A 22,395-nucleotide genomic window follows, 5' to 3' on the forward strand; every position below is an offset into this window, starting at 1 on the left:
TCCCCGGGGTAGGCCCCGGCACAAGGCCGGGGAGTGAAGGTTTCCGCTGTTCAAGTTAAGGTTTCCGCTGTTCAACCAACGGCGTTACCCCGCCGCCTGCCCCACGCCGCCGCGCAGCGCGCCCGGCGCGGTCGAGCCCCAGAGCACCTCGTATCCCTCCGGCAGCGCTCGGCTGTTGGCCACGCTGAGCCACAGCCGCAGCAGGCACCGCATTTGGCCGGAGGCACGGTCGTCGGCGTAGGCGGTGCGGCCGTGATAGACCACGTGGTTGTTCAGCAGCTGGATGTCCCCCGGCGCGAAGGCCGAATGCAGACAGCTCTCCTCCGCCACCTCCGCCAGCATGTCGAGCGCCTCGTTCTGGGCGGCGGTCAGCCGCGGGACCGATGAGGTCTCCTGGGCCTGCTCCACATAGGTGCGGGAATACTGGCTGGTGATCTTGCCATCGCGCACGCCGAAGACCGGCAGGGCGAAGACCTTGTCCAGCGTCTCGCCATCCTCGTCGGCCGGGCGCGAGCGCCAGTAGTCCTGCATCAGCAGGGCATGCAGGTCGGGCCGCCGGGCCAGGATGGTGTTGTGGATATGCGGGATGCTGGCGAGCTTGCTGACGCCGCCGTCGATGCCGTTGGCGACGCAGAACAGGGTGATCACGTCGCAGCGGTCGGTGTGGAAGCGCAGCGGGCCGGTCGAGCGCGCCCGGGCACGGGACGCGAGCACCTTGTCGGACCCGGTGCGGTGCTCGGCGAGCTGCTGGGTGACGCGCCCGTCGTCGTGGGATTCGTCGCGCACCTCACCCAGAATCTCGCCGAACGCCGTCTGGTTCACCGGGGTGCCCAGATGCTGGCCGATGCCCCAGAAGATCAGCCGCAGCTCGTCCTGCTCGTAGCGGTCGACCGGGAAGCCGGTGATGCGGACCGCACCGCGCCCGTCCTCCAACTCGTCGAGCACGTCGGCGAAGAACGCCTTCAGCCCCGGCAGCGGGAAGTCGGCGGCGGTCACCTCGGTGAGGGGCTTGCCGCTCGCCTTGGCACGGGCGAGGGCCGCGTCGATGGCGGGAAACGCGTCCTGCGGCCAGGTGCGCAGCCAGTCGCCCGTCGCTTCCAGATCGGCGCCGGTCCACACGCACCGACCCTTGATCGGTTCAGCCTGCATGATGTCCTCCTGTGATTGTTCCCCGACTCTAGGACGATCGGCAGCGGAGGTCATCGGGGCTTCTGATCGTGGTTATCGGCCCTTTACCAGTTCGGCAGAGCCTTTCTTAACCGACACCGTGATTAGGTCCCGGCCATTGAATGAACGGTCCCGATCCGTCGCGTGCGGCGGGGTGGGTGCCCAAGCCTTGGAGCCAGCGTGTCCGGACTGCAGATTACCGCCGCCTTCATCATCATCGCTCTCGGCGTCGGCGCGGCAGCGCTGTTCTCCTGGGGCATCTCCGGACTGTTCGCGGGAGGCAGCCGGAAGATGCAGGGCGGCCTCGGTCAGGCCGAGGACCATGCCGCACAGCTGACCCGCAAGAACCTGGCAGCGAAGCGGGCCCATAACGGCGAATGATCCGGCGGGGGCGCCCTACTTGCCGTGCACCACGTAGCGGTCGTAGGTCCGCATCACTACTGCGCTCATCTTCTCGATCACCCGTTCCAGGGTGTTGAAGTCGATCGCGCGGCTGGTCTTTGCCAGCCGGGCCTTCAACGCTTCCGGGGCGGTCTCCGGGTCGAACTCGTTGCCCACGGTCAGGCGCAGCAGGCCCTGGATGTTGCGCCAGATATGGACCGAGTTGGACAGGAAGGCCGCCTCGTCCTCCGGCAGAATCCGGGCGGCGCCGAGCTTCAAGAAGGCGTTCGCGGTATTGCCGTCCAGCACGCTGGGGTGCGCGTGGGCGTGACGGAGCTGGAGGAACTGGGCGATGAACTCCAGGTCCAGCAGGCCGCCGCGCCAGTGCTTCACGGTCCAGGGGCTGTCCGCCTTGTGCTCCTTGGCGGTGCGCTCGCGCATGTCGGCCACTTCCTGGGCCAGCGTCTTCGGGTCGCGCTCCTGGGTCAGGATGTGGCGGATGCAGTCTTCGATCCGCTCCTTCAGCGCGTCGGGAGCGGCGACGACCCGGGCTCGGGTCAGGGCCATGCGTTCCCAGGTCCAGGCATCCTCGTCGTGGTATTTCTGGAAGGCCTCCATACTGATGGCGACCGGGCCCTTGTTGCCGGTCGGGCGTAGGCGCATGTCGACCTCGTAGAGCGCGCCCTCGGCGGTCTTGGCGCTCAGCGCCGAGATCAGCCGCTGGCCCAGCCGGATCATGTAGGCCGATGTGTAGAGCGGCTTGTCCCCGTCGGACTCCACGTCCAGCGGCGCATCGTACAGGAAGACCAGGTCCAGGTCCGAGCCGTAGCTCAGCTCGCGGCCGCCGTATTTGCCGAGCGCGATCACTGCCAGGGCCGGCTGCTCCAGGTCCGGCAGGTGACCGTGGCGCCGGGCGAAGTCGCGCTCCACCCAGGGCAACAGGGCGTTGATGGTGGCGTCGGCAACGTCCGAATAGGTCGTGCCTGCTCGGTCGGCGTCCAGGTGCGAGCGGATGATCTGCACGCCGATCTGGAACCGCCGGTCGCCGGTCCAGCGCCGGGTCACGTCCAGCGCCAGCTCGTAGTCGTCGGTGGCGTCCAGGTGCCGTTCCAGCTCCTTCGTCAGGGTCGCGGCGTCCGGCAGCGGCTGGAGAACGTCGTGGGTGAGAATGCCCTCGAACAGGGCCGGCTCGCGGCCGAGCTGACCGGCGAGCGACGGCGCCATGCCGAGGATCTCGGCGACCACCTGGATCAGGTTCGGGTTGGCGTGGAACAGGCTGAAGATCTGCACACCCGACGGCAGGGCGTCGAGGAACCGGTCGAGCCGGCGGAACGCCTGGTCCGGCTGCGGCATGCGGCCGACCGCCTCCAGCAGGGCCGGGGTGATCTCGGTGAGGATCTGGCGGGCCCGCTCGCTGCGGGTGGCGCGGGTGCGGCCCCGGTGCCAGCCGCGCACCGTCTCGGCGACGGCCGAGGGATCGGTGAAGCCGAGCTGCTTCAGGGTCTTCAGGGTGTCGGGGTCGTCCTCGCTTCCGGTGAAGACGAGGCTGCCCGCCTCGCGGGTCGGAACGGACAAGGCCGGAGCCTCCTCGAACAGGCGGCCGTAATGATAGGCCACGGTGTGGAGATGGTGGGCGAGGTCGCCGCGGAAACCCTTGGGGTCCTCGTAGCCGAGAAAGGCGGCGAACTTGTCCAGGGCCGCAGGATCCTGGGGCAGTTCCTGGGTCTGCTTGTCCTCGATCATCTGCAGCCGGTGCTCGACCTTGCGCAGGAAGCGGTAGGAGAGCTTCAGGTCGCTGGCGACCTCTTCGCGCACGCGGCCGGCCTCGACCAGGGCTTTCAGCGCATCCTCGGTGCCGCGCACCCGCAGCCTTGCGTCGCGCCCGCCCCAGATGAGCTGCTGGGTCTGGGCGAAGAACTCGATCTCTCGGATCCCGCCGCGGCCCAGCTTCACGTTCTGGCCTTCGGCTTTCACCACCGCCGCCTTCCGGTGGACGGCGATCTGCCGCTTGATCGAGTGCACGTCCTGGATCGCCGCGAAATCCAGGTGGCGGCGCCAGATGAACGGCGTCATGGCCGAGGCGAATTCGGCCGCCGACGGCCCGTCGGAGGCCACCGCCCGCGCCTTGATCATGGCGGCGCGCTCCCAGTTCTGGCCCATGCTCTCGTAATAGGTCTCCGCCGCCGTCAGGGAAATTGCCGGCGGTGTGGAGGCGGGGTCGGGGCGCAGGCGCAGGTCGGTGCGGAACACGTAGCCGTCGGCCGAGCGCTCCTCCATCAGCTTGACCATGGTCTGGGTCGCCTGGACGAAGGCGTGGCGCAGCTCCATGTGGTCGGCATAGACGGGCAGGGTGTCGTCGAACAGGGCGATCAGGTCGATGTCGCTGGAGTAGTTCAGCTCGCGCGCGCCCAGCTTGCCCATGGCGAGGCAGACCAGGCCGGAGCCCTCGATCAAGTCGCCCTCGTCGCTGAGCGGCAGCTTCTTGCGCCGGATCGCCTCGTATAGGGCATGGCGCCAGGACACGGCGAGGGTGCGTTCGGCGATCTCCGAGATCGCGCCGGTGACCTCTATCAGGTTCCACAGGCCCGCGATGTCGGCGAGCGCGATCGTGAGCGCCGCCCGGCGCTTCGCCACCCGCAGGGACTTCATGATCGCCGATGTGTCGCCCCGCGGGTCGACGGCGTCCAGGTCGCTCCAGATCCGGGCCATGGCGGCATCGACCCCATCGGCGAAGATGGCGCCGGTGAAGGCCAGCTCACGCACGATCTCGCGGGTCAGGTAGGGGGAGTGGACGGCAATGCCCTCGATCAGCGAGCGGCAGGCCCCGTCGTCGAGCATGCCGGCGGCGCGGTCCGACTCCAGGCTGTCGGTCAGGTCGGCGAGCCGTTCCCGGCAGCGTTCCAGGCCGACTCCGGCGGCCTCGGAATCAATGGCGATCGGGACGATCCGAGGAATGAGGGAATACGACACACCGGACTCTGGTCAAATCATGGAAACATCGTGAGAGTGCGGAGTTCACGCGCCTGCGGTCAAGTCGCCCGGTCGTACAGTTCCAGCGTTCATGATAGGAAAAACATTGGTTCAAGCGATCCGGACGACCTGCTTTTGATACGACGCACCACGGTTCTTTTTCTGGAAATCCTCATCGCCCTGGTGGTCGTGGCGATCGTCGGGATCGGTGCGTTCGCCTGGCGGCTGTCGGATGGTCCGATCGAGATCGACTGGGCCCGTCCGCACCTGTCCGAGGCGCTGAGCGACCCCGATTCCGGCATCATGACCCGCATCGGCAGCGCCAGCCTGCAGATGAGTACTTGGGACCGGGCCTTCGACGTCGTGGCCGAGGATGTGGTGGTGCTCGGGCGGGACGGCGCGGTACGGGCGCGGATCGGCGCGATCTCGGTGGCGCTGAGTCCCGAGGCGCTGCTGGCCGGGCGCCTGGCACCGAAGCGGATCGATGTGCTGAACCCGACCGTCACTGCGGTCAAAGGGGCTGACGGCAACTGGACGCTCACGCCCAACGACGAGAGCGGCGAGGCAAGCGCCCCGGTCGATGTCGGTGCGGTGCTCCGCTCGATGCTGGACGACCGGTCGGGAAGCGGGACTTTGCGCTATCTACGTGCGGCGGAGGTGCGCGGCGCCCGGGTCCGGCTGGTCGACGACGCCCGTGCGCGGACCCAGACGCTCACCAACGTGTCCGGCGGAATCGAGCTGGTCTCCAGCGGTATGAGCTTCCGCATGAGCGGGCGCGCCGAATGGCCGGACGCAGAGCCGACGCCGATCTCCCTGTCCGGCGAGTACCGCCCGGAGACTGACCATGTCAGTGCCGAGATGCGCTTCGAGGCACTTCAGCCGGCGGCGGTGGCGGCCCTGGAGCCCCGGCTCGGCCGGCTGTCGGGCCTCGACCTGCCGGTATCGGGCACCGTGGAGCTGGAGACCTCCCTGGACGGCAGCGGGATGGGCGGCAATGCCCGGCTGACCCTCGGCGCCGGCCAGGTCCTCCTCCCGGAGGTCAATCCCGAGCCGCTGACGGTCGCCGGCGGCAGCCTGACGCTGAACGTGGCGCCGGACGCCGAATGGGTCTCCGCCGACGGCTCGCTCGATATCGAGCAGGCGCTGCTGGCGGTGAAGGCGCGGGCGAGCCGCGACCGGGCCGGCTACGCGCTGATCGTCGATGCGGCGGTGACCAATTTCGCGGTCAACTCGATCAAGGATTTCTGGCCGGCCGACGTGTCCGACGGCGCCCGCGAATGGGTGACCGAGAACCTGGTCAACGGGCAGGTCACCAGCGCCACCCTACGCGCCGAGGGCTGGGTCGACAGCACGGATCCGGCCATCAACGAGCTGGACACCCTCTCCGGCACGATCGATTTCCAAGGGGTGGAGACGCACTATTTCCGGCCGCTGCCGCCGGTCCTGGAAACCAATGGCTCGGCCACGTTCGACGCGAAGAGCATGAACATCACCGTGACCGGCGGCCATCTGGGGAACCTGATGGTCGAGTCCTCGGACATCGCCCTGGTCAATCTGGACCAGGACACCGGAGAGACCGCCCATGTGGCGGTTCGCGTCCGCGGTCCGGCCCGCGAAGCGCTGGAGCTGATCGACCGCGAGCCGCTCGGCTATCCCAGCGAGATCGGCCTGGAGGCGAAGAAGACGGCCGGCACCTTCGGGGCGCGCCTGGATCTGGAGATTCCGCTGCTGCGGACCCTGGATGTGGAGGATATCGGCATCGCGGTCTCCGCCAATCTGAAGAAGGCGGTGATCCCCGACGTGCTGCGCGGCGAGCCGCTGACCGACGGGGACCTGGCGCTCGACCTCACCGCGTCGGGCATGTCCCTGTCCGGCAATGCCCAGCTCGGCGGCGTGCCGGTGACCCTGACCCATGAGGAGCGGTTCCAGTCCGACGGGCCGTTCCGGTCGCGCTCGAACCTGACAGCCACCGCCGACGTGTCGAAGTTTGCCACCTTCGGTCTGGACCTCAGCGCCTATGCGGCCGGGCCTGTCGCGCTGGTGGCCGCGGTGACGACGGACGTGTCGGGCAATCTGACGGCGATCATCGACGGCGACCTGCAGGCGACCTCGATGACGGTGCCCGACCTTGCGTGGTCCAAGCCGGCCAACACCACGGGCATCGTCCGCCTGGAGGTGACCCGCAGCAATGAGGACGTGCTGGCCATCCCCGGCTTCGAGTTCCGCGCCGGCACGCTCTATGCCGCCGGTGGCGTGGACTTTCCGGTCCGCGGTGGGGCGATCACCTCGCTGTCCACCTTCCGCCTGGGTCGGACCGAGGCCGCCGGCCGCGTCGAGAGCGGACCTGACGGGAGTCTGCGGATCGCCATGGAGGGGCCGGTCATCGACCTGATCCCGATCCTCGACGGCGCGGACGAGGGCGGCACCGGCGGGCCGGCCGGTGACGGCCAGAAGGTGGAGGCGCGCTTCGTCGCCGACCAGTTGCACCTGCTTCAGGACATCAGTCTGACGGCGGGCACCCTGGCGGTGCGTCAGACCGGGGCCCGGATCGAGGACCTCAGCGTCACCGGCAACCTGAACGGCGATCCGATACGCCTGATGGTGCAGCCGGCCCAGAACCGCCGCCTGGTCACCGTCGCCACCAACAATGCCGGCAGTTTCCTGCGGGCCTTCGGCATCGCCGACTCCATCCGCGGCGGCCGGCTGCGGGTCGACGGCGAACTGATCGGCGATGGGCTCGACGACGCCATGGACCTCGCCGTTCGGATCGACGACTTCCGCGTCGTCGATGCGCCGGTCTTCGCCCAGCTCCTGTCGGTGGCTTCCCTCACCGGGCTGTTCGACACCCTGGCCGGCGACGGTATCCGCTTCGCCCGGGCGACGGCGCATATCGCCCTGGCACGGGACTCCATCCGCATCGACAACGGAGTCGCCTACGGGCCTGGCCTCGGGCTGAAGATCAACGGCACCCTCGGACGGCAGTCGGAGGTGATCGATGTCGAAGGGCTGATCGCGCCGGCCTATTCCCTGTCGCGGCTGATCGACGTCGTGCCGGTGATCGGCGAGCTGCTGACCGGCGGCGAGGGGGAGGGTCTGCTGGCCACGTCCTTCGCGGTCTCAGGCACGCTCGAGAACCCGCAGATCACGGTCAATCCGCTGACCGCGCTCGCCCCGGGCTTCCTGCGCGACATCCTGGATTCCGCCAATCATCCGTCGGAGGGCCCGGCAACCTGGACGCCGCCGCCTGGCACCGAACAGGACGAGAGCCGGACCCGCTGAGGCCCGGCTCGCCGCGTTCTTTCAGACCGCCCGCAGCAGCGCGTGGCGCTTCTTGCCGGCCGACAGCTTGACGACGCCGTCGCCGGTGAGCGCGTCGCTGTCGATGGTCGCCGCCTCGTCCGTCACCGCCGCGTCGTTCACCCGCGCGCCACCGCCGCGGATCAGCCGGCGGGCCTCGCCCTTGGAGGCGGCCAGCCCGGCCTGGACCAGGGCGTCGACCATGGCAAGACCGGCCTCGATCTCGCCGCGGGCGATCTCCACCGTCGGCAGCCCCTCGCTGGCGGCACCCGCCTCGAAGGTCTGCTGGGCGGTCTGCGCCGCCGCCTCGGCCGCCTCGGCGCCGTGGCACAGCTTGGTGATCTCCGTGGCCAGGATCTTCTTGGCCTCGTTGATCTCCGCCCCGCCGAGCGCTTCCAGCCGGGCGATCTCGTCCAGCGGCAGCTCCGTGAACAGCTTCAGGAAGCGGCCGACATCGCCGTCCTCGGTGTTGCGCCAGTACTGCCAGAAGTCATAGACGCTGAGCCGGTCCTCGTTCAGCCAGATGGCGCCCTGGGCCGTCTTGCCCATCTTGGCGCCGGAGGAGGTGGTGATCAGCGGCGAGGTCAGGCCGTAGATCGTCTGCTGGTCGACCCGGCGGGTCAGCTCCACGCCGTTGACGATGTTGCCCCACTGGTCCGAGCCGCCCATCTGCAGCACGCAGCCGTAGCGCCGACGCAGCTCCAGGAAATCGTAGGCCTGCAGGATCATGTAGTTGAACTCGAGGAAGCTCAGCGACTGCTCGCGCTCCAGCCGCAGCTTGACCGAATCAAAGCTGAGCATCCGGTTCACGGAGAAATGGGCGCCGTAGTCGCGCAGGAACTTGATGTACTCGAGCTTGTCGAGCCAGTCGGCGTTGTCGACCATGACGGCGTCGCTGGGGCCGTCGCCGAAGCTCAGATACTTGTCGAACACCCGCTGGATGCCGGCCTTGTTGCGGGCGATGTCCTCCTCGCTCAGCAGCTTGCGCGCCTCGTCCTTGAACGAGGGGTCGCCGACCTTCGAGGTGCCGCCGCCCATGAGCACGATCGGCTTGTTGCCGGTCTTCTGCAGCCAGCGCAGCATCATGATCTGCAGCAGCGAACCCACATGCAGGCTGTCGGCGGTGCAGTCGAAGCCGATATACGCCGTGACCATGCCCTCGGTCAGATCGCGATCCAGTGCGTCCAGGTCGGTGCACTGGTGGAAGAATCCGCGATCGATGATCGCGTTCAGGAAATCCGATTTGGGCGTCGACATGGCCTTGGTCCGCCGGTGGCTGGGGTTGCGGGCGAGGCGATGTAGCACAGCCGGGGGGAGGGATGAAGGGTGTGGGCACAGGTCCGGTCCGTCGACCCTTTGACACGCCCCCAGCCGCGAGCCGGGGCTGCTCGGGGCGAGGTCGAACAACAAAGCCGTCATCCCGGTGACCCCCGGGCTTGACCCGGGGGTCGGCCGGGACCCGACCGCTATGCCAACAGCGGGGTCCCGGCCCGCCCCCAGATCAATCCCGGATTAAATCCGGGACGGGGTCGTCCGGGATGACGTTGATGGGAAAAATGATGGACCTCTCCCTGAGCAGCGCCCCGACGGGGCGCGTGTCGAAGGGCCGGGTGACAACCTGCCCCGACTCATCCAACACTGCTGCCATGGACACCACGGACACCTTCACCGCCATCGGCCTGATGAGCGGCACCTCCATGGACGGCGTCGACGCCGCCGTCCTGGTCACCGACGGACGCGACCGGGTCGAGGCCGGGCTGGCGCTGACCATTCCCTATGACGACGCCTTCCGCGCCCGGCTGCGGGCCGCGATCCAGGGTACCGGGGATATGGACGCGGTCGAGGTGGAGATCACCGACCTGCACCGCGATGCCGTGCGGACCCTGATGGAACGGGCCGGCCTGTCGAGAGAGCAAGTCGATATCGTCGGCTTCCACGGCCATACCGTGCTGCACGAGCCGGAGGTCGGCCGCACCCGGCAGATCGGGCACAGCCAGCGGCTGGCGGATCATCTCGGCATCGACGTGGTCGGCGATCTGCGCCTGGCCGACATGGCCGCCGGCGGGCAGGGGGCGCCCGTCGCCCCGGTCTTCCACCGGGCGCTGGCGGGGCCTGAGGCACGGCCGGTCGTGGTGCTGAACATGGGCGGGGTGGCGAACGTCACCTGGCTCGGGACCGGCGAGACCGACCTGCTCGGCTTCGACACCGGCCCCGGCAACGCGCCGATCGACGACTGGTGCTGGCGGACCATCGGCACGCTCTACGACGAGGACGGGGCGCTGGCGAAGGCGGGCACCGTCGACCGGGAGCGGCTGGCGCGGATGCTGGCCGATCCGTATTTCGACAGAAAGCCGCCGAAGTCGCTGGACAGGGACGCCTTCCACGCCCGGGTGGCCGAGGCGGTGGAGGGACTGTCGCCGCAGGACGGGGCGGCAACGCTCGTCGCCTTCAGCGCCACCACCATCGCCGGATCGGCCCGCTGGTTCCCGCAGCCGCCGACCCGCTGGATCGCCACCGGCGGCGGGCGGCACAATCCGGCCCTCATGGCGGCGATCGCCGAGGCCGTCGAGGGCGACGTCGTGGATGCGGATGATCTCGGTTGGGACGGCGACGCGTTGGAGGCGCAGGCCTTCGCCTATCTCGCCGTACGCTCGATCCTGGGGCTCGACATCACCTTTCCGGGGACGACCGGCGTGGCCGAACCCCGGACCGGCGGCAAGCGCTACTTGTCTTCGTCGGCCGTGGCCGGAACGTTGGCGTCGAGATAGGTCCCGACCAGCCGGCTCAGATCGTCGATCTGCGGGCCGAAGAAGTGGTTGGCGCCCTTGATCACGTTGTGGGTGATCGTGATGCCCTTCTGGGTCGACAGCTTGTCGACCAGCTTCTTCACGGAATCCGCCGGGACGATCTCGTCCTTGTCGCCGTTGATCACCAAGCCGGAGGCCGGGCAGGGGGCGAGGAAGGTGAAGTCGAACAGGTTGGCCGGCGGGGCGATCGACACGAAACCGCTGATCTCCGGCCGGCGCATCAGCAGCTGCATGCCGATCCAGGCGCCGAAGGAGAAGCCGGCGATCCAGCAGAACCGGGCGTTCGGATTGTAGGTCTGCACCCAGTCCAGCGCCGAGGCGGCGTCGGACAGCTCACCCTCGCCGCCGGAATACACGCCCTGGGAGCGCCCGACGCCGCGGAAGTTGAACCGGAGCGTGGAGAAGCCGCGGGCGACGAACGTCTGATACAGCGAGTACACCACCTTGTTGTTCATGGTGCCGCCGTGCTGCGGATGGGGGTGCAGCATCAGGGCGATCGGCGCGCCGGGGTCCTGGGCGTGTAGGTAACGCGCTTCGATGCGGCCTTCGGGGCCGTTGATCATGACCTCGGGCATTCTGGTGGAGTCCTCCGGATCGGCATTGAACCAGACCAAATAGCGCGCCCGGCGCTCCTTGTCTAATCCGCCGCTATGTCTTCCATCAAGCCGGAGATCGGATCGCCCCCGCTGCGGATCAAGTCCGGGCCATTGCTATCCGGTTGGCACGAGTGCGGGGCGCCACCCCGTGATCTTTGCAATTTCGCACAAAATCATTGTGAAATCGTCCGGCATGTTTGATTTCGTCTTGAATACCCGTACTTACCAAATTAGTTTTCTCGATGGCTCGGTCGGGCGACAGGAACGGGACCTCCTCTCGCCAGATAATAATCTTGGGGTGACAGCTGCAAGTAATCGCGGCTGCCAAGTGGAGAGGTCTGATCGTGAAACTCAGCACGAAGAGCCGGTATGCCGTGATGGCGATGTGTGATTTGGCGTCCAGTGCCCAGGGCCGGCCCATTTCACTCGCTGAAATCGCTCTGCGCCAAGACATTTCCCTGTCTTATCTGGAGCAACTCTTTGCCCGCCTGCGCCGGGCCGGCCTGGTCCGTAGCGTGCGCGGCCCCGGCGGCGGCTACCTGCCGGGCAAGGCGCTGGGCGACATGCGGATCGCGGAAATCGTCCAGGCCGTCGATATCGACACGCCGCGCGGCAACTGCACCCCCGGTGCACCCCACTGCTGCTCCGACAAGGCGACCCACTGCCAGACCCACGATCTCTGGGAGCAACTGGGCAAACAAATGCTCTGGTTCCTGAACCGCGTCACCGTCGAGGACGTGCTCGCCGGCCGGGTTCCTGGCGCCAGCACCACGAAGGACCCCAAGGCCCAGGCCGCGGCCGACTGAGCCGTCCGCCGGTCGATCGGGTCGCCGGCTGTCCCGATCCCGACCGGCCCGGCCGAGTGGGTGTTTCCGGGCGGCGTTTCCGGCCGGCGTTGACCGCGCGAGCTGGGACGCTTAAGCCTCTCGCCTGCCGCTCAACAGCGATGGCGAGATGACGACCTATCTCGATTACAATGCCACCGCGCCGATCCGTCCCTCCGTGATCGAGGCGATGACGGAGGCGGCGCGCGTCCATGGCAACCCGTCCTCGGTCCATGCCGCCGGCCGGGCGACCCGGCACCGCATCGAGGCCGCGCGTCGGGCCGTCGCCGCCCTGGTGGCCCGCGAAGACGCCGACGTCATCTTCACCTCCGGTGGCACCGAAGCCGACGCCCTGGCGATCCGGGGGCTCGGGCGGGAGCGGGTCCTGGTCTCCGCAATCGAGCACGATGCGGTATTGGCCGCCGCCCCGGACGCTCCCCGCATTCCCGTCACCGCCGAAGGCGTGGTCGATCTCGCCGCTCTGGAGACCTTGCTGGCGGGGAGCGATCCCGGCCTGCTCTGCGTGATGTGGGCCAACAACGAGACCGGCGTGGTGCAGCCGGTCGCCGAGATCGCCCGCCTCGCCCATGCCGCCGGCTGGCTGCTGCATGTGGATGCGGTGCAGGGCGCGGGGCGGCTCGACCCGATCGCCCTGGCCGAAGCCGACACCCTGGCCCTCTCCGCCCATAAGCTCGGCGGCCCGCCGGGCGTCGGTGCCCTGCTGATCCGCGAGGGGCTCGTGGTCACTCCGCTCATCGCCGGCGGCGGCCAGGAGCGCGGGCGCCGCTCCGGCACGGAAAATGACGTCGGCATCGCCGGTTTCGCCGTTGCCGCTTCCACTGCCGCCGAGGAGCGGGAGGGCGAGGCGGCTCGTCTCACCGCCCTGCGCGACCGGCTGGCGACGGCCCTGCTGGACCGGGCACCGGAGGCTCGCGTCATGGGCATCCAGGCCGAGCGGCTCTGCAACACGCTGTCCGTCGCCCTGCCGGGCGTGGCGGCCGAGACCCAGGTGATGGCCCTCGACCTCGCCGGCATCGCCGTCAGTGCCGGTTCCGCCTGTTCCTCCGGCAAGGTGAAGCGCTCCCACGTGCTCGACGCCATGCATCCGGACGATCCGATCGCGGGGCAGGCGATCCGGGTCAGCCTCGGTTGGGCCAGCACCGGGGAGGATGCCGATCGCTTCTTGCAAGCCTGGGGGGCGATGCGCGACCGTCTGTCTCCCGCCGCCCGCTGACCAACCGCGAGAGACCGTTTCGATGACCGAGATCGTGCCCGCCGGAAGTTTCCTTGGCCGCCTGATCGCCGCCTGTCCCGATGCCTGGGCCCGCTACACCGATCATCCCTTCGTGCGCGGCATGGCCGACGGCTCGCTGCCGCAGCCGGCCTTCCGCCACTACCTGGCCCAGGACTATCTGTTCCTCATCCATTTCGCCCGGGCCTATGCCCTGGCGGTCTACAAGGCCGACGACCTGGCCGACATGCGCGCGGCGGCGGCGACCGTGAACGGCCTGCTCGACACCGAGATGAGCCTACACGTCAAATACTGCGCCGGCTGGAGGCTGACCGAGGCGGAGATGGCCGCCGTGCCCGAGGATCCGGCCTGTGTGGCCTATACCCGCTACGTGCTGGATAGGGGCCTGGCCGGGGACCTGCTGGACCTGCAGGCGGCGCTCGCCCCCTGCGTGATCGGCTACGGGGTGATCGGCGCCCGGCTGGCGGCCGACCCGAAGACCCTGCGCGGCGACGCCAACCCCTATGAGGCCTGGATCGCCATGTATTCGGGGGAGGACTACCTCGATATCGTCCGCGCCTCGGTCGCCCAGATCGACCGTCTGGCGCAGAAGCGTGGCGGCGATGCCCGCTTCCACTCGCTCTCAAAGACCTTCACCGCTGCCACCGAGCTGGAGGTCGACTTCTGGCAGATGGGCCTGAACGCGGTCTAGCAGGCCCGCCGGGCTTGCGATTGCGGGCTGTCGCCTGCATATGTCTCGCCCATGAGCGACCCGTTTCCCGATCTCGACCTCGGCCTGCCCGGACCGCGCAGCGCGCGGCGCGTCGTCGTGGCCATGTCCGGTGGGGTGGACAGCTCGGTGACGGCCGTCCTGCTGAAGGAGGCCGGCTATGACGTGGTCGGCATCACCCTGCAGCTCTACGACCACGGCATGGCCGTCGGCCGCAAGGGAGCCTGCTGCGCCGGCCAGGACATCTACGACGCCAGCGTGGTGGCCGAGCGGGCCGGCATCCCCCATTACGTGCTGGATTACGAGAGCCGGTTTCGCGAGAGCGTGATCGACGATTTCGCCGACAGCTACCTGCGCGGCGAGACGCCGATCCCCTGCGTGCGCTGCAACCAGACGGTCAAGTTCCGCGACCTGCTGGCGACGGCCCGCGACCTGGGCGCCGACGCGCTGGCCACCGGCCATTATGTGCGCCGCGTGCTCGGCCCGGCCGGTCCCGAACTGCACCGTGCGGTCGATCCCGGCAAGGACCAGAGCTACTTCCTGTTCGCCACCACGCGCGAGCAGCTCGACTTCCTGCGCTTCCCGCTTGGGGGGCTGACCAAAGAGCAGACCCGCGACCAGGCCCGCCGTCTCGGCCTGGAGGTTCAGGACAAGCCCGACAGCCAGGACATCTGCTTCGTGCCCAACGGCAACTACGCCGAGATCGTCAAGAAGCTCCGCCCCGGCGCGGCCGATCCGGGCGAGATCGTGCATCTGGACGGCACGGTCATGGGCCGGCATGAGGGCATCATCCACTACACCATCGGCCAGCGACGCGGCCTCGGCATCGGCGGCCGCAAGGGGGAGGACGGGGCGCCGGACACCGATCCGCTCTATGTGGTCCGTCTGGAGCCGGAGACCCGCCGGGTCGTCGTCGGCCCGCGTGCGGCCCTGGGGGCCGACGAGGTGCGGGTGGGCGAGCTGAACTGGCTGGGCGACGCGTCGGGCAGCGGCGATGCCGGCATCCGCGTGGCCGCGAAACTGCGCTCCGCCCAGGCCCCGGCGGTGGGAACCCTGTATCGCGACGGTGCTGGGGTCCGGCTGATCCTCGACGATCCCCAGTTCGGCATCTCCGCCGGCCAGGCGGCGGTTTTCTATGACGTCACGGCGGAGGCCGAGGCCGGCGGCCGTGTGCTGGGCGGTGGCTGGATTCTGGGAACCGGGAGCGGAACGGAAAAAGGGGAGCGCGAGACAACCTCCCCGCGCTTGACACCGACGGCGCCCCCCCGTATATCGCCGGTCTCCGTGGCGGAGTAGCTCAGCTGGTTAGAGCAGCGGAATCATAATCCGCGTGTCGGGGGTTCAAGTCCCTCCTCCGCTACCACTTCCCTCCAAAGTCACGCATAGCCGGTCTCAGACCATCAGGTCGGCGAGCTCCTGCATCGTGCGCACCGTGATGTCCGGCTGGTAGGGGGTGCGCTCGAACGGGCGCTCCCGGCGGTTGATGAAGGCGGCCCGCATGCCGGCCGCCTTGGCGCCGATGACGTCGAAGGCGTGGTTGGCGACGAACAGCACCTGATCCATCGGCAGGCCGATCAACTCCGCCGCCTTGGTGTAGGTGGCGACGTGCGGCTTGAAGGAATTGGCCTCCGCCACCGAGATCACCCGGTCGAAGGGCACCTTGTGGTACCGTTTGGCGGTCTCCAGCATGTCCGGGTCGCCGTTGGACAGCACCACGAGCTGGTAGCGGGTCTGCAGCTTGGCCAGCGCCGCCGGCACCTCCGGGAAGCATTCCAGCTTCTCGATCTCCGCGACCAGGGCGCTGACCTCCTCGTCGGTATGCTCGATGCCGGCGCGGTTCAGCACCTGGTCGACCGCCCGGAACCCGATCTCACGATAGGGCGTGTGCTCCCGATGCAGCAGGGCGTCGATCATCGAGTTCTCGAAATGGGTCCGGCGCCACCAGGTCACGAAGGAATTCGGATTGCCGGTCCAACCCTTGCCCTCCAGATAGGGCTTGGCGATCTTGGTCAGGCCGCCCTGCATGTCGACGACCGTGCCGTACTGGTCGAACATGCAGGCCTTGACGGTGCGCTTCAGCGTGTCGGCGTCGATCATTTCCGTGGGTCTCCGGTCGTTTCGGTGGCTGTGACCGTGATCAGAGCGGACCGTGCACTATCGGTACAATCGATTGTTGGGTTGGCCGCATTCACAAGGTGAATGGCCGGTCAGAGCAGTTTCCATGTCGAGGTGGCATGGGCGATGCTCTCGCCGGCGTCGTCCCGGGCGGTCGACTGTAGGAAGAAGGTCCGGCGCCCCTTCTTCAGGAAGGACGACTGGCAGGCGACCGTCCCGCCCCGGGCGGCGGCGAAATACTGGACCTTCATCTCGATGGTGGCCCCGGCGCCGAAATGCTTCTTCAGCAGATGGCCCATGGAGATGTCCAGCGCGGTGGCCAGCACCCCGCCATGCAACGAGCCCTGGGGGTTGAAGAAGGGCGGATCTGCCGGGAAGCGGACCGTACAGGTCTCGCCCTCATAGGCGACCTCCATGCCGAACAGCCGGGACAGGAAGAACGACCCGAACTCCTGCCGTCCGTCCCCCAATGCCCGCTCCAGTATCGCCTTCGCCTGATCGTCCATCCCGCTGTCTCACTCCCGCTGTCCGAAGGCGCCGCCGGCCGCACTTCGCTCGATCCTGTCGGCGTCCCAGCCGAGCCAGTCGGCCAGAACCTCATACGTATGCTGCCCGAGGGTCGGCGGCGCGGTCGAGGGGGCGGGAGCCATGTCGTCGAACCGGATCGCCCGCGCGACGAAGCGCACCGGCCCGACGGTTGGATGCTCCACGCTCTGCACCATGCCGCGCTCGATAAGCTGCGGCGCCTCGCAGACCTCGCCGACCGTCTTGATCGCCCCGCAGGGGATGCCGACGGCGCTCAGCCTTGAAAGCCAGTCCTCCCGGCTTCTTGTGGCGAAGATCGGGGTCAGGATCTGGACCAGGGCTGCACGGCCGGCTGCGCGCTTGGGGGCGGTGTCGAAGCGCGGGTCGGTCTTCAGGTCGGGCTGCTCGAGGGCGTCGCAGAAGAGGGCCCAGAACTTGTCGTTGGCGACGCCTACATTGATCCAGCCGTCGGCCACGGGGAAGGGCTCGTAGGGACTGATGGTGGGGTGGACATTGCCCCGCCGCCGCGGGCTCTCGCCGGTGGCGAAATACATGCCGGCATTGAAGGTCAGCAGCGAGGCCATGGCGTCCAGCATCGACACATCCACGCGGCTGCCCTCGCCGGTACGGTCGCGCAGGCGCAGGGCGGCGAGCACCGCCTGGGCGGCATAGAGCCCGGTGGTGAGATCGGCGATGGACGTGCCGACCTTCATCGGTGGGCCGTCGGCGTCGCCGGTGATGTCCATGACCCCGGACTCGCCCTGCAGGATCAGATCGTAGCCCGGCCTGTCGGCATCCGGACCGGAGCGGCCGAAGCCGGAGATGCTGCACTGGATGAGCCTGCCGTTGCGGACCTTCAGGGCGTCGTAGCCGAGCCCCCATTTGTCGAGCGTGCCGGGCCGGAAATTCTCCACCACCACGTCCGCCGCCTCGGCCAGGGCGAGCACCGTGTCGCGCCCGGCCTCGGACTTCAGGTCGATGGTGCAGCTCCGCTTGTTGCGGTTCACCGACAGGAAATAGGCGCTCTCGCTGCCGATGATGGGCGGGCCGTAGCGCCGGCTCTCGTCGCCATGGCGCGGGTCCTCGATCTTGACGATATCGGCGCCGAGATCGCCGAGCTGCATGGTCGCAAAGGGGCCGGAGACGACCCGGCACAGGTCGAGGACCCGGATACCGGACAGAGGCTGGTCGGTGGTTTCTCGCATGAGGGCACTCCGCGCTGAAGACCGCTGAGTCGGTTCTAAGCGGATGCCGGGGATCTGTGAAATCGATGGGCTGTCTGTCGCTATTTGCCGGGTGAATGAGTGGCGGCCTGGGTGATCCGGTGGCGCAGCCACTGGATCGCCGGATTGCCGTCGTGGCGCCGGTGCCAGTACAGCGACCACTCGAACGGGGCCGAGGCGAAGGGCAGAACGCGGGCCACCAGGTCCGGGCAGGCCAGGGCCACCGCTAGCCGCTCGGGCATGACCGAGACAAGATCGCTCTGCCGCAGGATATGCGGGACGGTCAGCCAGTGCGGCAGGTTCAGCGCCACATCGCGGCCGTGGCCTTCCCGTGCGAGCACATCGTCGACGAACCGCAGGTCGGTCGGAGACATCGCCACACGCAACTGCCGGCTGGTGAGGAAGGCCTCCAGCGTCAGGTCGGCTTCCGCCAGCGGATGGCTGCGGCGCATGACGCAGACCATGCGGTCGGTCATCAGCACCTCCGACCGGATGGCGTTGGAATGGACCAGTCCCATGCTGACCGCCAGGTCGATCTCGTCCTTCTCCAGCGCCTCCACGGTCCGCACCGGCGAGATATGGATCACGTCCAGGGATACCTTCGGTGCCTCTTCCAGCAAGTCGGCGGTGAGGGAGGGCAGCAGCAGGACGCTCAGCAAGTCGGACAGCCGCAGGGTGAAACGGCGGTCGGTGGCGGCGGGGTCGAAGCCGCTGTCGCTGTCGAATACCCGTTCGATCTGCTTCAGGATCTGGCGGGTCGGCTCGGTCAGCTCCAGGGCCCTGGGCGTGGCCTGCATGCCCGAGGGGGTGCGGACCAGCAACTCGTCCTTGAAGATGTGCCGCAGCCGAGAGAGCGCATTGCTCATGGCCGGCTGGCTCAGGCCGATCCGGTCCGCCGCCCGGGTGACATGCAGCTCCGTCAGCAGGGCGTTCAAGGCGACGAGCAGGTTCAGATCCACCGTCCGCAGGTTCATCGGGCCGTCCTCCCATCGGTCAGACCCGCATTGATGCTGTCAATGAAGGTTCTGTCCATATTGACGAACCGGAGGGTGCGGTTGACGTGGGGGGCGGATGGTGATGAGTCCCCCCTGTTCCTTGACCACCCCTTTGGCCGGAGCGATGCCGCATTTCTTCTCGAACCGTCCGCGCGTCCATGCCCTGGTGCGCCGCGCCGGGAACATCGGCCTGCATTTCCGCTGGGAGACCGTGAACGCGGCGTTCTACACGCTCGGCGGCCTCATCTTCGTGTTCGGCAGCGTCCTGTTCTTCCCGAGCCTGTCGGCCTGGGAGAATGTGGGGGCCGGGGCCTTCCTCGCCGGCTCGCTGCTCTATCTTTTGGTGACCGGGCACGACGTCTTCGAGGTGATCGCGAGCCATCGGGACCGGGGGCGCCGGCGGTCGGTCTGGCGGGTGCTGGAGTTCTGGGCGGCGGTCGCCTATCTGGTCGGCACGCTGCTGTTCGTTGCCGGCAGCGTGTTCTTCTTTTCCGCCTTTGACTGGATCGGGCCGGGGGCGTGGTGCTTCCTGGTCGGATCGGCGCTGTTCCTGCTCGGGGCGGTCGTCAATGTGCTGGAGATCATCTTCGCCGATACCCTGAAGACCCTGCAGTTGCTGAACCTGACGGCGATCAGCTTCATCGTCGGCTCGACCCTGTTCTGCGTCGCCTCGATCCCGTTCCTGTGGGAGCTCAGCAGCGACGCCGATCGCCGATTGCTGGGCGCCTACCTCGCCTGGCTTTTCCTGGTGGGCAGCGGTCTGTTCCTCGCCGGCGGGCTGTTCAACTACTGGCGGGCCTGGCTGGTGGTACGGGCGGATACGCGGGCGAGCGGTCCCGCCTGACGCGTCAGTCCCGGGGCCAGGGCGTGCGACCCAGGAGTTTCGGGAAGCCGGGCTCGTTGCCCACCAGCAGCCGGTCGATGCGGCCGGCCCCGTCCTCGCAGGGCAGGATCAGACGCGCCCAGCAGGTCATGCCGAAGACGGGCGGGGGCCGGTGGTGACAGAGCAGGGGAGCGCCGGACTGCACCGCGGCCGCATAGGTCATCTGGAAAAACGCCCGCATCTCCGGCGACGGGATGCCGGCGGTTGTCTTGCCGGTCAGTTCCAGCCCGCTGACGGCGGCGATCTCCGTGCCGTAGAGGCGGTAGAAAAACTCATACGGATCGTCGGTGGTTTCCAGCAGCATGACGATGCCGAGCGCCGGTCCGATCTCGACCGCGTCGATCGCCTGGGTGAGCGGAAGTCGCTGGCCACGGGGCAGGCGTTTCCAGTATTCAAACAGCGATTTCAGGCGGACGCTCTCGATATCGTCGACCGAAAGGTTCAACCGGATGTTCGGACTGTCAGATCCAATACTTCTAAAAATATTGTTTAATTGGAAAAAATCGCCGGCAAGCAGTGAAGAGGTTAATTCATCCATATTGATCGGGGTCACCGTGTCATCCCTGCCAGCACAAATTGCATCTATTTCGCAGAATGTTTCGGGTGCCGAATAAGTAGTCACTCACGGCCCCCGCCACCGCCACATATGCATATGTCGCAGCACTGTATGATTGTGAGTCAATAGGTATTCATCCATCAATGGAGATTATTGATCGGCGGCGTTTCGATTGTCCGGTCGCCGAGTTTTCCGCATTCCGCGTCCGGTGATACAATGAGCCCATGAGGTCCCGATGACGCTCGAGACATTGAGAATCCCTGACGGCGCCCTAGGTCTGCTCAGGTCTACGGGAAGCATTCAGCGATGACTCGATTCCGCATCTGGTCGAACACGGCCGAATACCTGTCGCTTTCGGCGATCGACCGTCCGGTGCTGGCGGAGCTCTACCGGTACTGGCGGGGCCAGTCCGAGAACGGCGTTCCGCCGCGCCAGAAGGATCTGGCGATCCACGACATGCCGGACTGCCTGTCCAACATCGCGCTGATCGACGTCGCCCGGCCGACCCGTGAGGATACCGACATTCCGCCCCGCTTTCCGTTGCGGGCGCGCTACCTGATGGTGGGAGAGGCGCTGACCCGTCTGCTCGGCGAAAACCCGACGGGCCGGTTGATCAACGAGGTTTACAGCAACGACGTTGCCCTCGAGGTCGGCCGCGCGCTCTTCAAGTCGGTCGACACCCAGCAGCCGCTCTATTACCGGCGCGAATTCCAGATCCTGACCAAATCCTTCGGTTATGACCGGCTGATCCTGCCGATGCGGCTTCAGACCGGTGAGGTCCGGCGGATCCTTCTGGCGATCTTCCCGCTCGACAAGAAGCTCGTCTCCGCCGACCAGTGGCGCAGCGAACTCTCGAAGCTGGAGGCGATGGAACGGATGGAAAGCCGCATGGCGACCGCCTGGGCCGAGAGCCTGGGTTATGCGGCCACGTCGGAGGACGGTGGTGGGTCCGAGAAATCCAAGGATATGGAAACTCAGAACTATTTCGATCTGTCGACCCGCGGCGGTGGCGACTGACCCCGGATCGGGACGGGATCATTTCAGCAGGCGCTGGAACCAGGTCGTCTTGCGCATCGTCCGGGCGTCGCCCGGCTCCGGAAAGGCGTCGTGCAGGGCCGGATCCAGTGCCGGCAGGACGGCGCGCTCTCGGCTGGCGATGGCGTCGGATATCCATTTCTCCCGCACGGCGTTGTGCCGTTTCTTCAGCTCGGGATCGGCAGCCAGGGCGGCGGCGAAACCGCCGGCTCCGAACGCGCCGGTATAGCCGGCCTCCCGCGCCAGCTTCTGGTCAATCGCCCGGGTAAGCTGCGGGCGCGGCGGGACGTCGCTGCGCCTCAGGACCACGGCGAATTCGATGTCGTCCACCTCGGTAGGATAGATCGCCGTCACGTCGAACGGGAAGAGGTTGAGGCTGTCGATCTCGCGGAACAGCTCCAGCAGACTGACCGGCGTGAAGACGCTGCAATGGGCGTCGATGTAGCGGCCGGTCTCCTGCGTCGAGCGGGCCTGCTCCAGGGCGGTGCTCGGGTCGTAGATGTTGGGGAAGCCGCCCGCCGGTTCCGGGGCCCAGCCATAGCCGGGCGGCACGTCCACCACCTTGGAATGGTAGTCGTAGACCTGTCCGGTGCTCGGCCGCGACGGCTTCTCCAGATACCACTCGATCCAGTCGGCCGGCCGGGTCTTGGCCCGATGGCGGTCGAAGGTGAACCGCATGTCGGGCAGGACCATGTAGATCTGCCCGCCGGGCGCCAGCAGCCCGTAGGCGTCGGCCAGCCACTGCACCGGGTTCGGGAAATGCTCGAAGACGTGGCTTGAGACGATGGCGTCGAACGGGCCGGCACCGCCGATCGCCTCGGCGAAGGTGCCGCTGTTCCAGACATGGGTGACCTCGACCAGCCTGTCGACATCGACGCCCGGATGGCCGCGGTACTCCCGGCGCAGGCCCTCGGTGTCCAGGTGGTCCACATACTCGACCCGCCCTTCGTCCGGGGCGACGAGGGGGACGGCGAGGGCGCCGATTTCCAGCACCCGCGCCGTTTTCAGATCGATGTGCTGTCGCAGAAGGCCGCGTCTGTCCATTCAGTCCGGCCTCTCT

General features: G+C 67.8%; 19 protein-coding genes and 1 tRNA gene. 10 read left to right on the plus strand and 10 right to left on the minus strand.

Going from position 1 to position 22,395, the window contains the following annotated elements; translation table 11 throughout:
* Nucleotides 1–84: 84 nt before the first annotated feature.
* Nucleotides 85–1,149: a TauD/TfdA family dioxygenase gene (locus tag ACOQOP_RS01450; RefSeq protein WP_420564535.1), complete on the minus strand. Its 1,065-nt coding sequence runs from the start codon at nucleotides 1,147–1,149 to the stop codon at nucleotides 85–87.
* 198 nt (nucleotides 1,150–1,347) lie between these two features.
* Between ACOQOP_RS01450 and ACOQOP_RS01455 the strand changes: the two genes are divergently transcribed.
* On the plus strand, nucleotides 1,348–1,548 hold the full coding sequence (locus ACOQOP_RS01455) for a hypothetical protein (protein ID WP_420564536.1): 201 nt from the start codon (nucleotides 1,348–1,350) through the stop codon (nucleotides 1,546–1,548).
* A gap of 15 nt (nucleotides 1,549–1,563) precedes the next feature.
* On the opposite strand, the gene ACOQOP_RS01460 is transcribed toward ACOQOP_RS01455, so the two are convergent.
* Nucleotides 1,564–4,518: a bifunctional [glutamine synthetase] adenylyltransferase/[glutamine synthetase]-adenylyl-L-tyrosine phosphorylase gene (locus ACOQOP_RS01460; RefSeq protein ID WP_420564537.1), complete on the minus strand. Its 2,955-nt coding sequence runs from the start codon at nucleotides 4,516–4,518 to the stop codon at nucleotides 1,564–1,566.
* A 135-nt stretch (nucleotides 4,519–4,653) separates the two neighbouring features.
* Between ACOQOP_RS01460 and ACOQOP_RS01465 the strand changes: the two genes are divergently transcribed.
* Nucleotides 4,654–7,797, plus strand: a complete 3,144-nt coding sequence (locus tag ACOQOP_RS01465; protein WP_420564538.1) for an AsmA-like C-terminal domain-containing protein — start codon at nucleotides 4,654–4,656, stop codon at nucleotides 7,795–7,797.
* A gap of 21 nt (nucleotides 7,798–7,818) precedes the next feature.
* On the opposite strand, the gene tyrS is transcribed toward ACOQOP_RS01465, so the two are convergent.
* Nucleotides 7,819–9,072, minus strand: a complete 1,254-nt coding sequence (gene tyrS, locus ACOQOP_RS01470) for a tyrosine--tRNA ligase (RefSeq protein ID WP_420564539.1) — start codon at nucleotides 9,070–9,072, stop codon at nucleotides 7,819–7,821.
* A 389-nt stretch (nucleotides 9,073–9,461) separates the two neighbouring features.
* Between tyrS and ACOQOP_RS01475 the strand changes: the two genes are divergently transcribed.
* Nucleotides 9,462–10,583: an anhydro-N-acetylmuramic acid kinase gene (locus tag ACOQOP_RS01475; protein ID WP_420564540.1), complete on the plus strand. Its 1,122-nt coding sequence runs from the start codon at nucleotides 9,462–9,464 to the stop codon at nucleotides 10,581–10,583.
* On the opposite strand, the gene ACOQOP_RS01480 is transcribed toward ACOQOP_RS01475, so the two are convergent.
* Nucleotides 10,538–11,197 carry an alpha/beta hydrolase gene (locus ACOQOP_RS01480; RefSeq protein ID WP_420564541.1) on the minus strand — a complete coding sequence of 220 codons (660 nt, stop codon included), beginning with the start codon at nucleotides 11,195–11,197 and terminating at the stop codon, nucleotides 10,538–10,540. The two genes, ACOQOP_RS01475 and ACOQOP_RS01480, sit on opposite strands and share 46 nt — an antisense overlap.
* A 365-nt stretch (nucleotides 11,198–11,562) precedes the next feature.
* Here ACOQOP_RS01480 and ACOQOP_RS01485 point away from each other — a divergent pair, with 365 nt between their 5' ends.
* From ACOQOP_RS01485 to ACOQOP_RS01505, 5 genes are all read left to right on the plus strand, one after another.
* Entirely contained in the window at nucleotides 11,563–12,024 is a 462-nt protein-coding gene (locus ACOQOP_RS01485) for an Rrf2 family transcriptional regulator (RefSeq protein ID WP_420564542.1), read from the plus strand.
* A gap of 148 nt (nucleotides 12,025–12,172) precedes the next feature.
* On the plus strand, nucleotides 12,173–13,276 hold the full coding sequence (locus tag ACOQOP_RS01490; protein ID WP_420564543.1) for a cysteine desulfurase family protein: 1,104 nt from the start codon (nucleotides 12,173–12,175) through the stop codon (nucleotides 13,274–13,276).
* A 22-nt stretch (nucleotides 13,277–13,298) separates the two neighbouring features.
* The gene (tenA, locus tag ACOQOP_RS01495; RefSeq protein ID WP_420564544.1) at nucleotides 13,299–13,985 is read left to right on the plus strand and encodes a thiaminase II; all 687 of its coding nucleotides are present in this window, start codon (nucleotides 13,299–13,301) and stop codon (nucleotides 13,983–13,985) included.
* Nucleotides 13,986–14,036: 51 nt separating this feature from the next.
* The gene (gene mnmA, locus ACOQOP_RS01500; RefSeq protein WP_420564545.1) at nucleotides 14,037–15,299 is read left to right on the plus strand and encodes a tRNA 2-thiouridine(34) synthase MnmA; all 1,263 of its coding nucleotides are present in this window, start codon (nucleotides 14,037–14,039) and stop codon (nucleotides 15,297–15,299) included.
* A tRNA-Met gene (locus tag ACOQOP_RS01505) sits at nucleotides 15,290–15,366 on the plus strand. The genes mnmA and ACOQOP_RS01505 overlap by 10 nt, the downstream gene beginning before the upstream one ends.
* 29 nt (nucleotides 15,367–15,395) lie before the next feature.
* Here the strand turns inward: ACOQOP_RS01505 and ACOQOP_RS01510 are convergent.
* From ACOQOP_RS01510 to ACOQOP_RS01525, 4 genes are all read right to left on the minus strand, one after another.
* A complete protein-coding gene (locus ACOQOP_RS01510; RefSeq protein ID WP_420564546.1) occupies nucleotides 15,396–16,100 on the minus strand; it encodes a haloacid dehalogenase type II in 705 nt (234 codons plus the stop codon).
* A 110-nt stretch (nucleotides 16,101–16,210) separates the two neighbouring features.
* A complete protein-coding gene (locus ACOQOP_RS01515) occupies nucleotides 16,211–16,624 on the minus strand; it encodes a PaaI family thioesterase (protein WP_420564547.1) in 414 nt (137 codons plus the stop codon).
* Between the two features lie 9 nt (nucleotides 16,625–16,633).
* The gene (locus ACOQOP_RS01520) at nucleotides 16,634–17,848 is read right to left on the minus strand and encodes a CaiB/BaiF CoA transferase family protein (protein ID WP_420564548.1); all 1,215 of its coding nucleotides are present in this window, start codon (nucleotides 17,846–17,848) and stop codon (nucleotides 16,634–16,636) included.
* 80 nt (nucleotides 17,849–17,928) lie between these two features.
* Entirely contained in the window at nucleotides 17,929–18,840 is a 912-nt protein-coding gene (locus tag ACOQOP_RS01525; RefSeq protein WP_420564549.1) for a LysR family transcriptional regulator, read from the minus strand.
* A 121-nt stretch (nucleotides 18,841–18,961) separates the two neighbouring features.
* Between ACOQOP_RS01525 and ACOQOP_RS01530 the strand changes: the two genes are divergently transcribed.
* Entirely contained in the window at nucleotides 18,962–19,705 is a 744-nt protein-coding gene (locus ACOQOP_RS01530; RefSeq protein WP_420564550.1) for a YrhK family protein, read from the plus strand.
* A 4-nt stretch (nucleotides 19,706–19,709) separates the two neighbouring features.
* Here the strand turns inward: ACOQOP_RS01530 and ACOQOP_RS01535 are convergent, their stop codons facing one another.
* Nucleotides 19,710–20,297, minus strand: coding sequence for a PAS domain-containing protein (locus ACOQOP_RS01535; protein ID WP_420564551.1), 588 nt, complete (start codon nucleotides 20,295–20,297; stop codon nucleotides 19,710–19,712).
* 309 nt (nucleotides 20,298–20,606) lie between these two features.
* Here ACOQOP_RS01535 and ACOQOP_RS01540 point away from each other — a divergent pair, with 309 nt between their 5' ends.
* Nucleotides 20,607–21,317 (plus strand): hypothetical protein, encoded by a 711-nt coding sequence (locus ACOQOP_RS01540; protein WP_420564552.1) that lies wholly within the window; start codon nucleotides 20,607–20,609, stop codon nucleotides 21,315–21,317.
* Nucleotides 21,318–21,335: 18 nt separating this feature from the next.
* Here ACOQOP_RS01540 and ACOQOP_RS01545 read toward each other — a convergent pair whose 3' ends face one another.
* Nucleotides 21,336–22,379 carry a class I SAM-dependent methyltransferase gene (locus ACOQOP_RS01545; RefSeq protein ID WP_420564553.1) on the minus strand — a complete coding sequence of 348 codons (1,044 nt, stop codon included), beginning with the start codon at nucleotides 22,377–22,379 and terminating at the stop codon, nucleotides 21,336–21,338.
* Between the last annotated feature and the right edge of the window lie 16 nt (nucleotides 22,380–22,395).

Source organism: Thalassobaculum sp., from assembly GCF_965223715.1.
GTDB lineage: Bacteria > Pseudomonadota > Alphaproteobacteria > Thalassobaculales > Thalassobaculaceae > Thalassobaculum.

What these genes read in the sequence shown, in the direction of transcription:
- ACOQOP_RS01540 (WP_420564552.1), top strand. Translation starts at nt 20,607, where the DNA reads ATGACTCGATTCCGCATCTGGTCGAACACGGCCGAATACCTGTCGCTT.
- ACOQOP_RS01510 (WP_420564546.1), bottom strand. Translation starts at nt 16,100, where the DNA reads ATGATCGACGCCGACACGCTGAAGCGCACCGTCAAGGCCTGCATGTTC.
- ACOQOP_RS01515 (WP_420564547.1), bottom strand. Translation starts at nt 16,624, where the DNA reads ATGGACGATCAGGCGAAGGCGATACTGGAGCGGGCATTGGGGGACGGA.
- tyrS (WP_420564539.1), bottom strand. Translation starts at nt 9,072, where the DNA reads ATGTCGACGCCCAAATCGGATTTCCTGAACGCGATCATCGATCGCGGA.
- ACOQOP_RS01480 (WP_420564541.1), bottom strand. Translation starts at nt 11,197, where the DNA reads ATGCCCGAGGTCATGATCAACGGCCCCGAAGGCCGCATCGAAGCGCGT.
- ACOQOP_RS01475 (WP_420564540.1), top strand. Translation starts at nt 9,462, where the DNA reads ATGGACACCACGGACACCTTCACCGCCATCGGCCTGATGAGCGGCACC.
- mnmA (WP_420564545.1), top strand. Translation starts at nt 14,037, where the DNA reads ATGAGCGACCCGTTTCCCGATCTCGACCTCGGCCTGCCCGGACCGCGC.
- ACOQOP_RS01520 (WP_420564548.1), bottom strand. Translation starts at nt 17,848, where the DNA reads ATGCGAGAAACCACCGACCAGCCTCTGTCCGGTATCCGGGTCCTCGAC.
- ACOQOP_RS01545 (WP_420564553.1), bottom strand. Translation starts at nt 22,379, where the DNA reads ATGGACAGACGCGGCCTTCTGCGACAGCACATCGATCTGAAAACGGCG.
- ACOQOP_RS01490 (WP_420564543.1), top strand. Translation starts at nt 12,173, where the DNA reads ATGACGACCTATCTCGATTACAATGCCACCGCGCCGATCCGTCCCTCC.
- tenA (WP_420564544.1), top strand. Translation starts at nt 13,299, where the DNA reads ATGACCGAGATCGTGCCCGCCGGAAGTTTCCTTGGCCGCCTGATCGCC.
- ACOQOP_RS01450 (WP_420564535.1), bottom strand. Translation starts at nt 1,149, where the DNA reads ATGCAGGCTGAACCGATCAAGGGTCGGTGCGTGTGGACCGGCGCCGAT.
- ACOQOP_RS01525 (WP_420564549.1), bottom strand. Translation starts at nt 18,840, where the DNA reads ATGAACCTGCGGACGGTGGATCTGAACCTGCTCGTCGCCTTGAACGCC.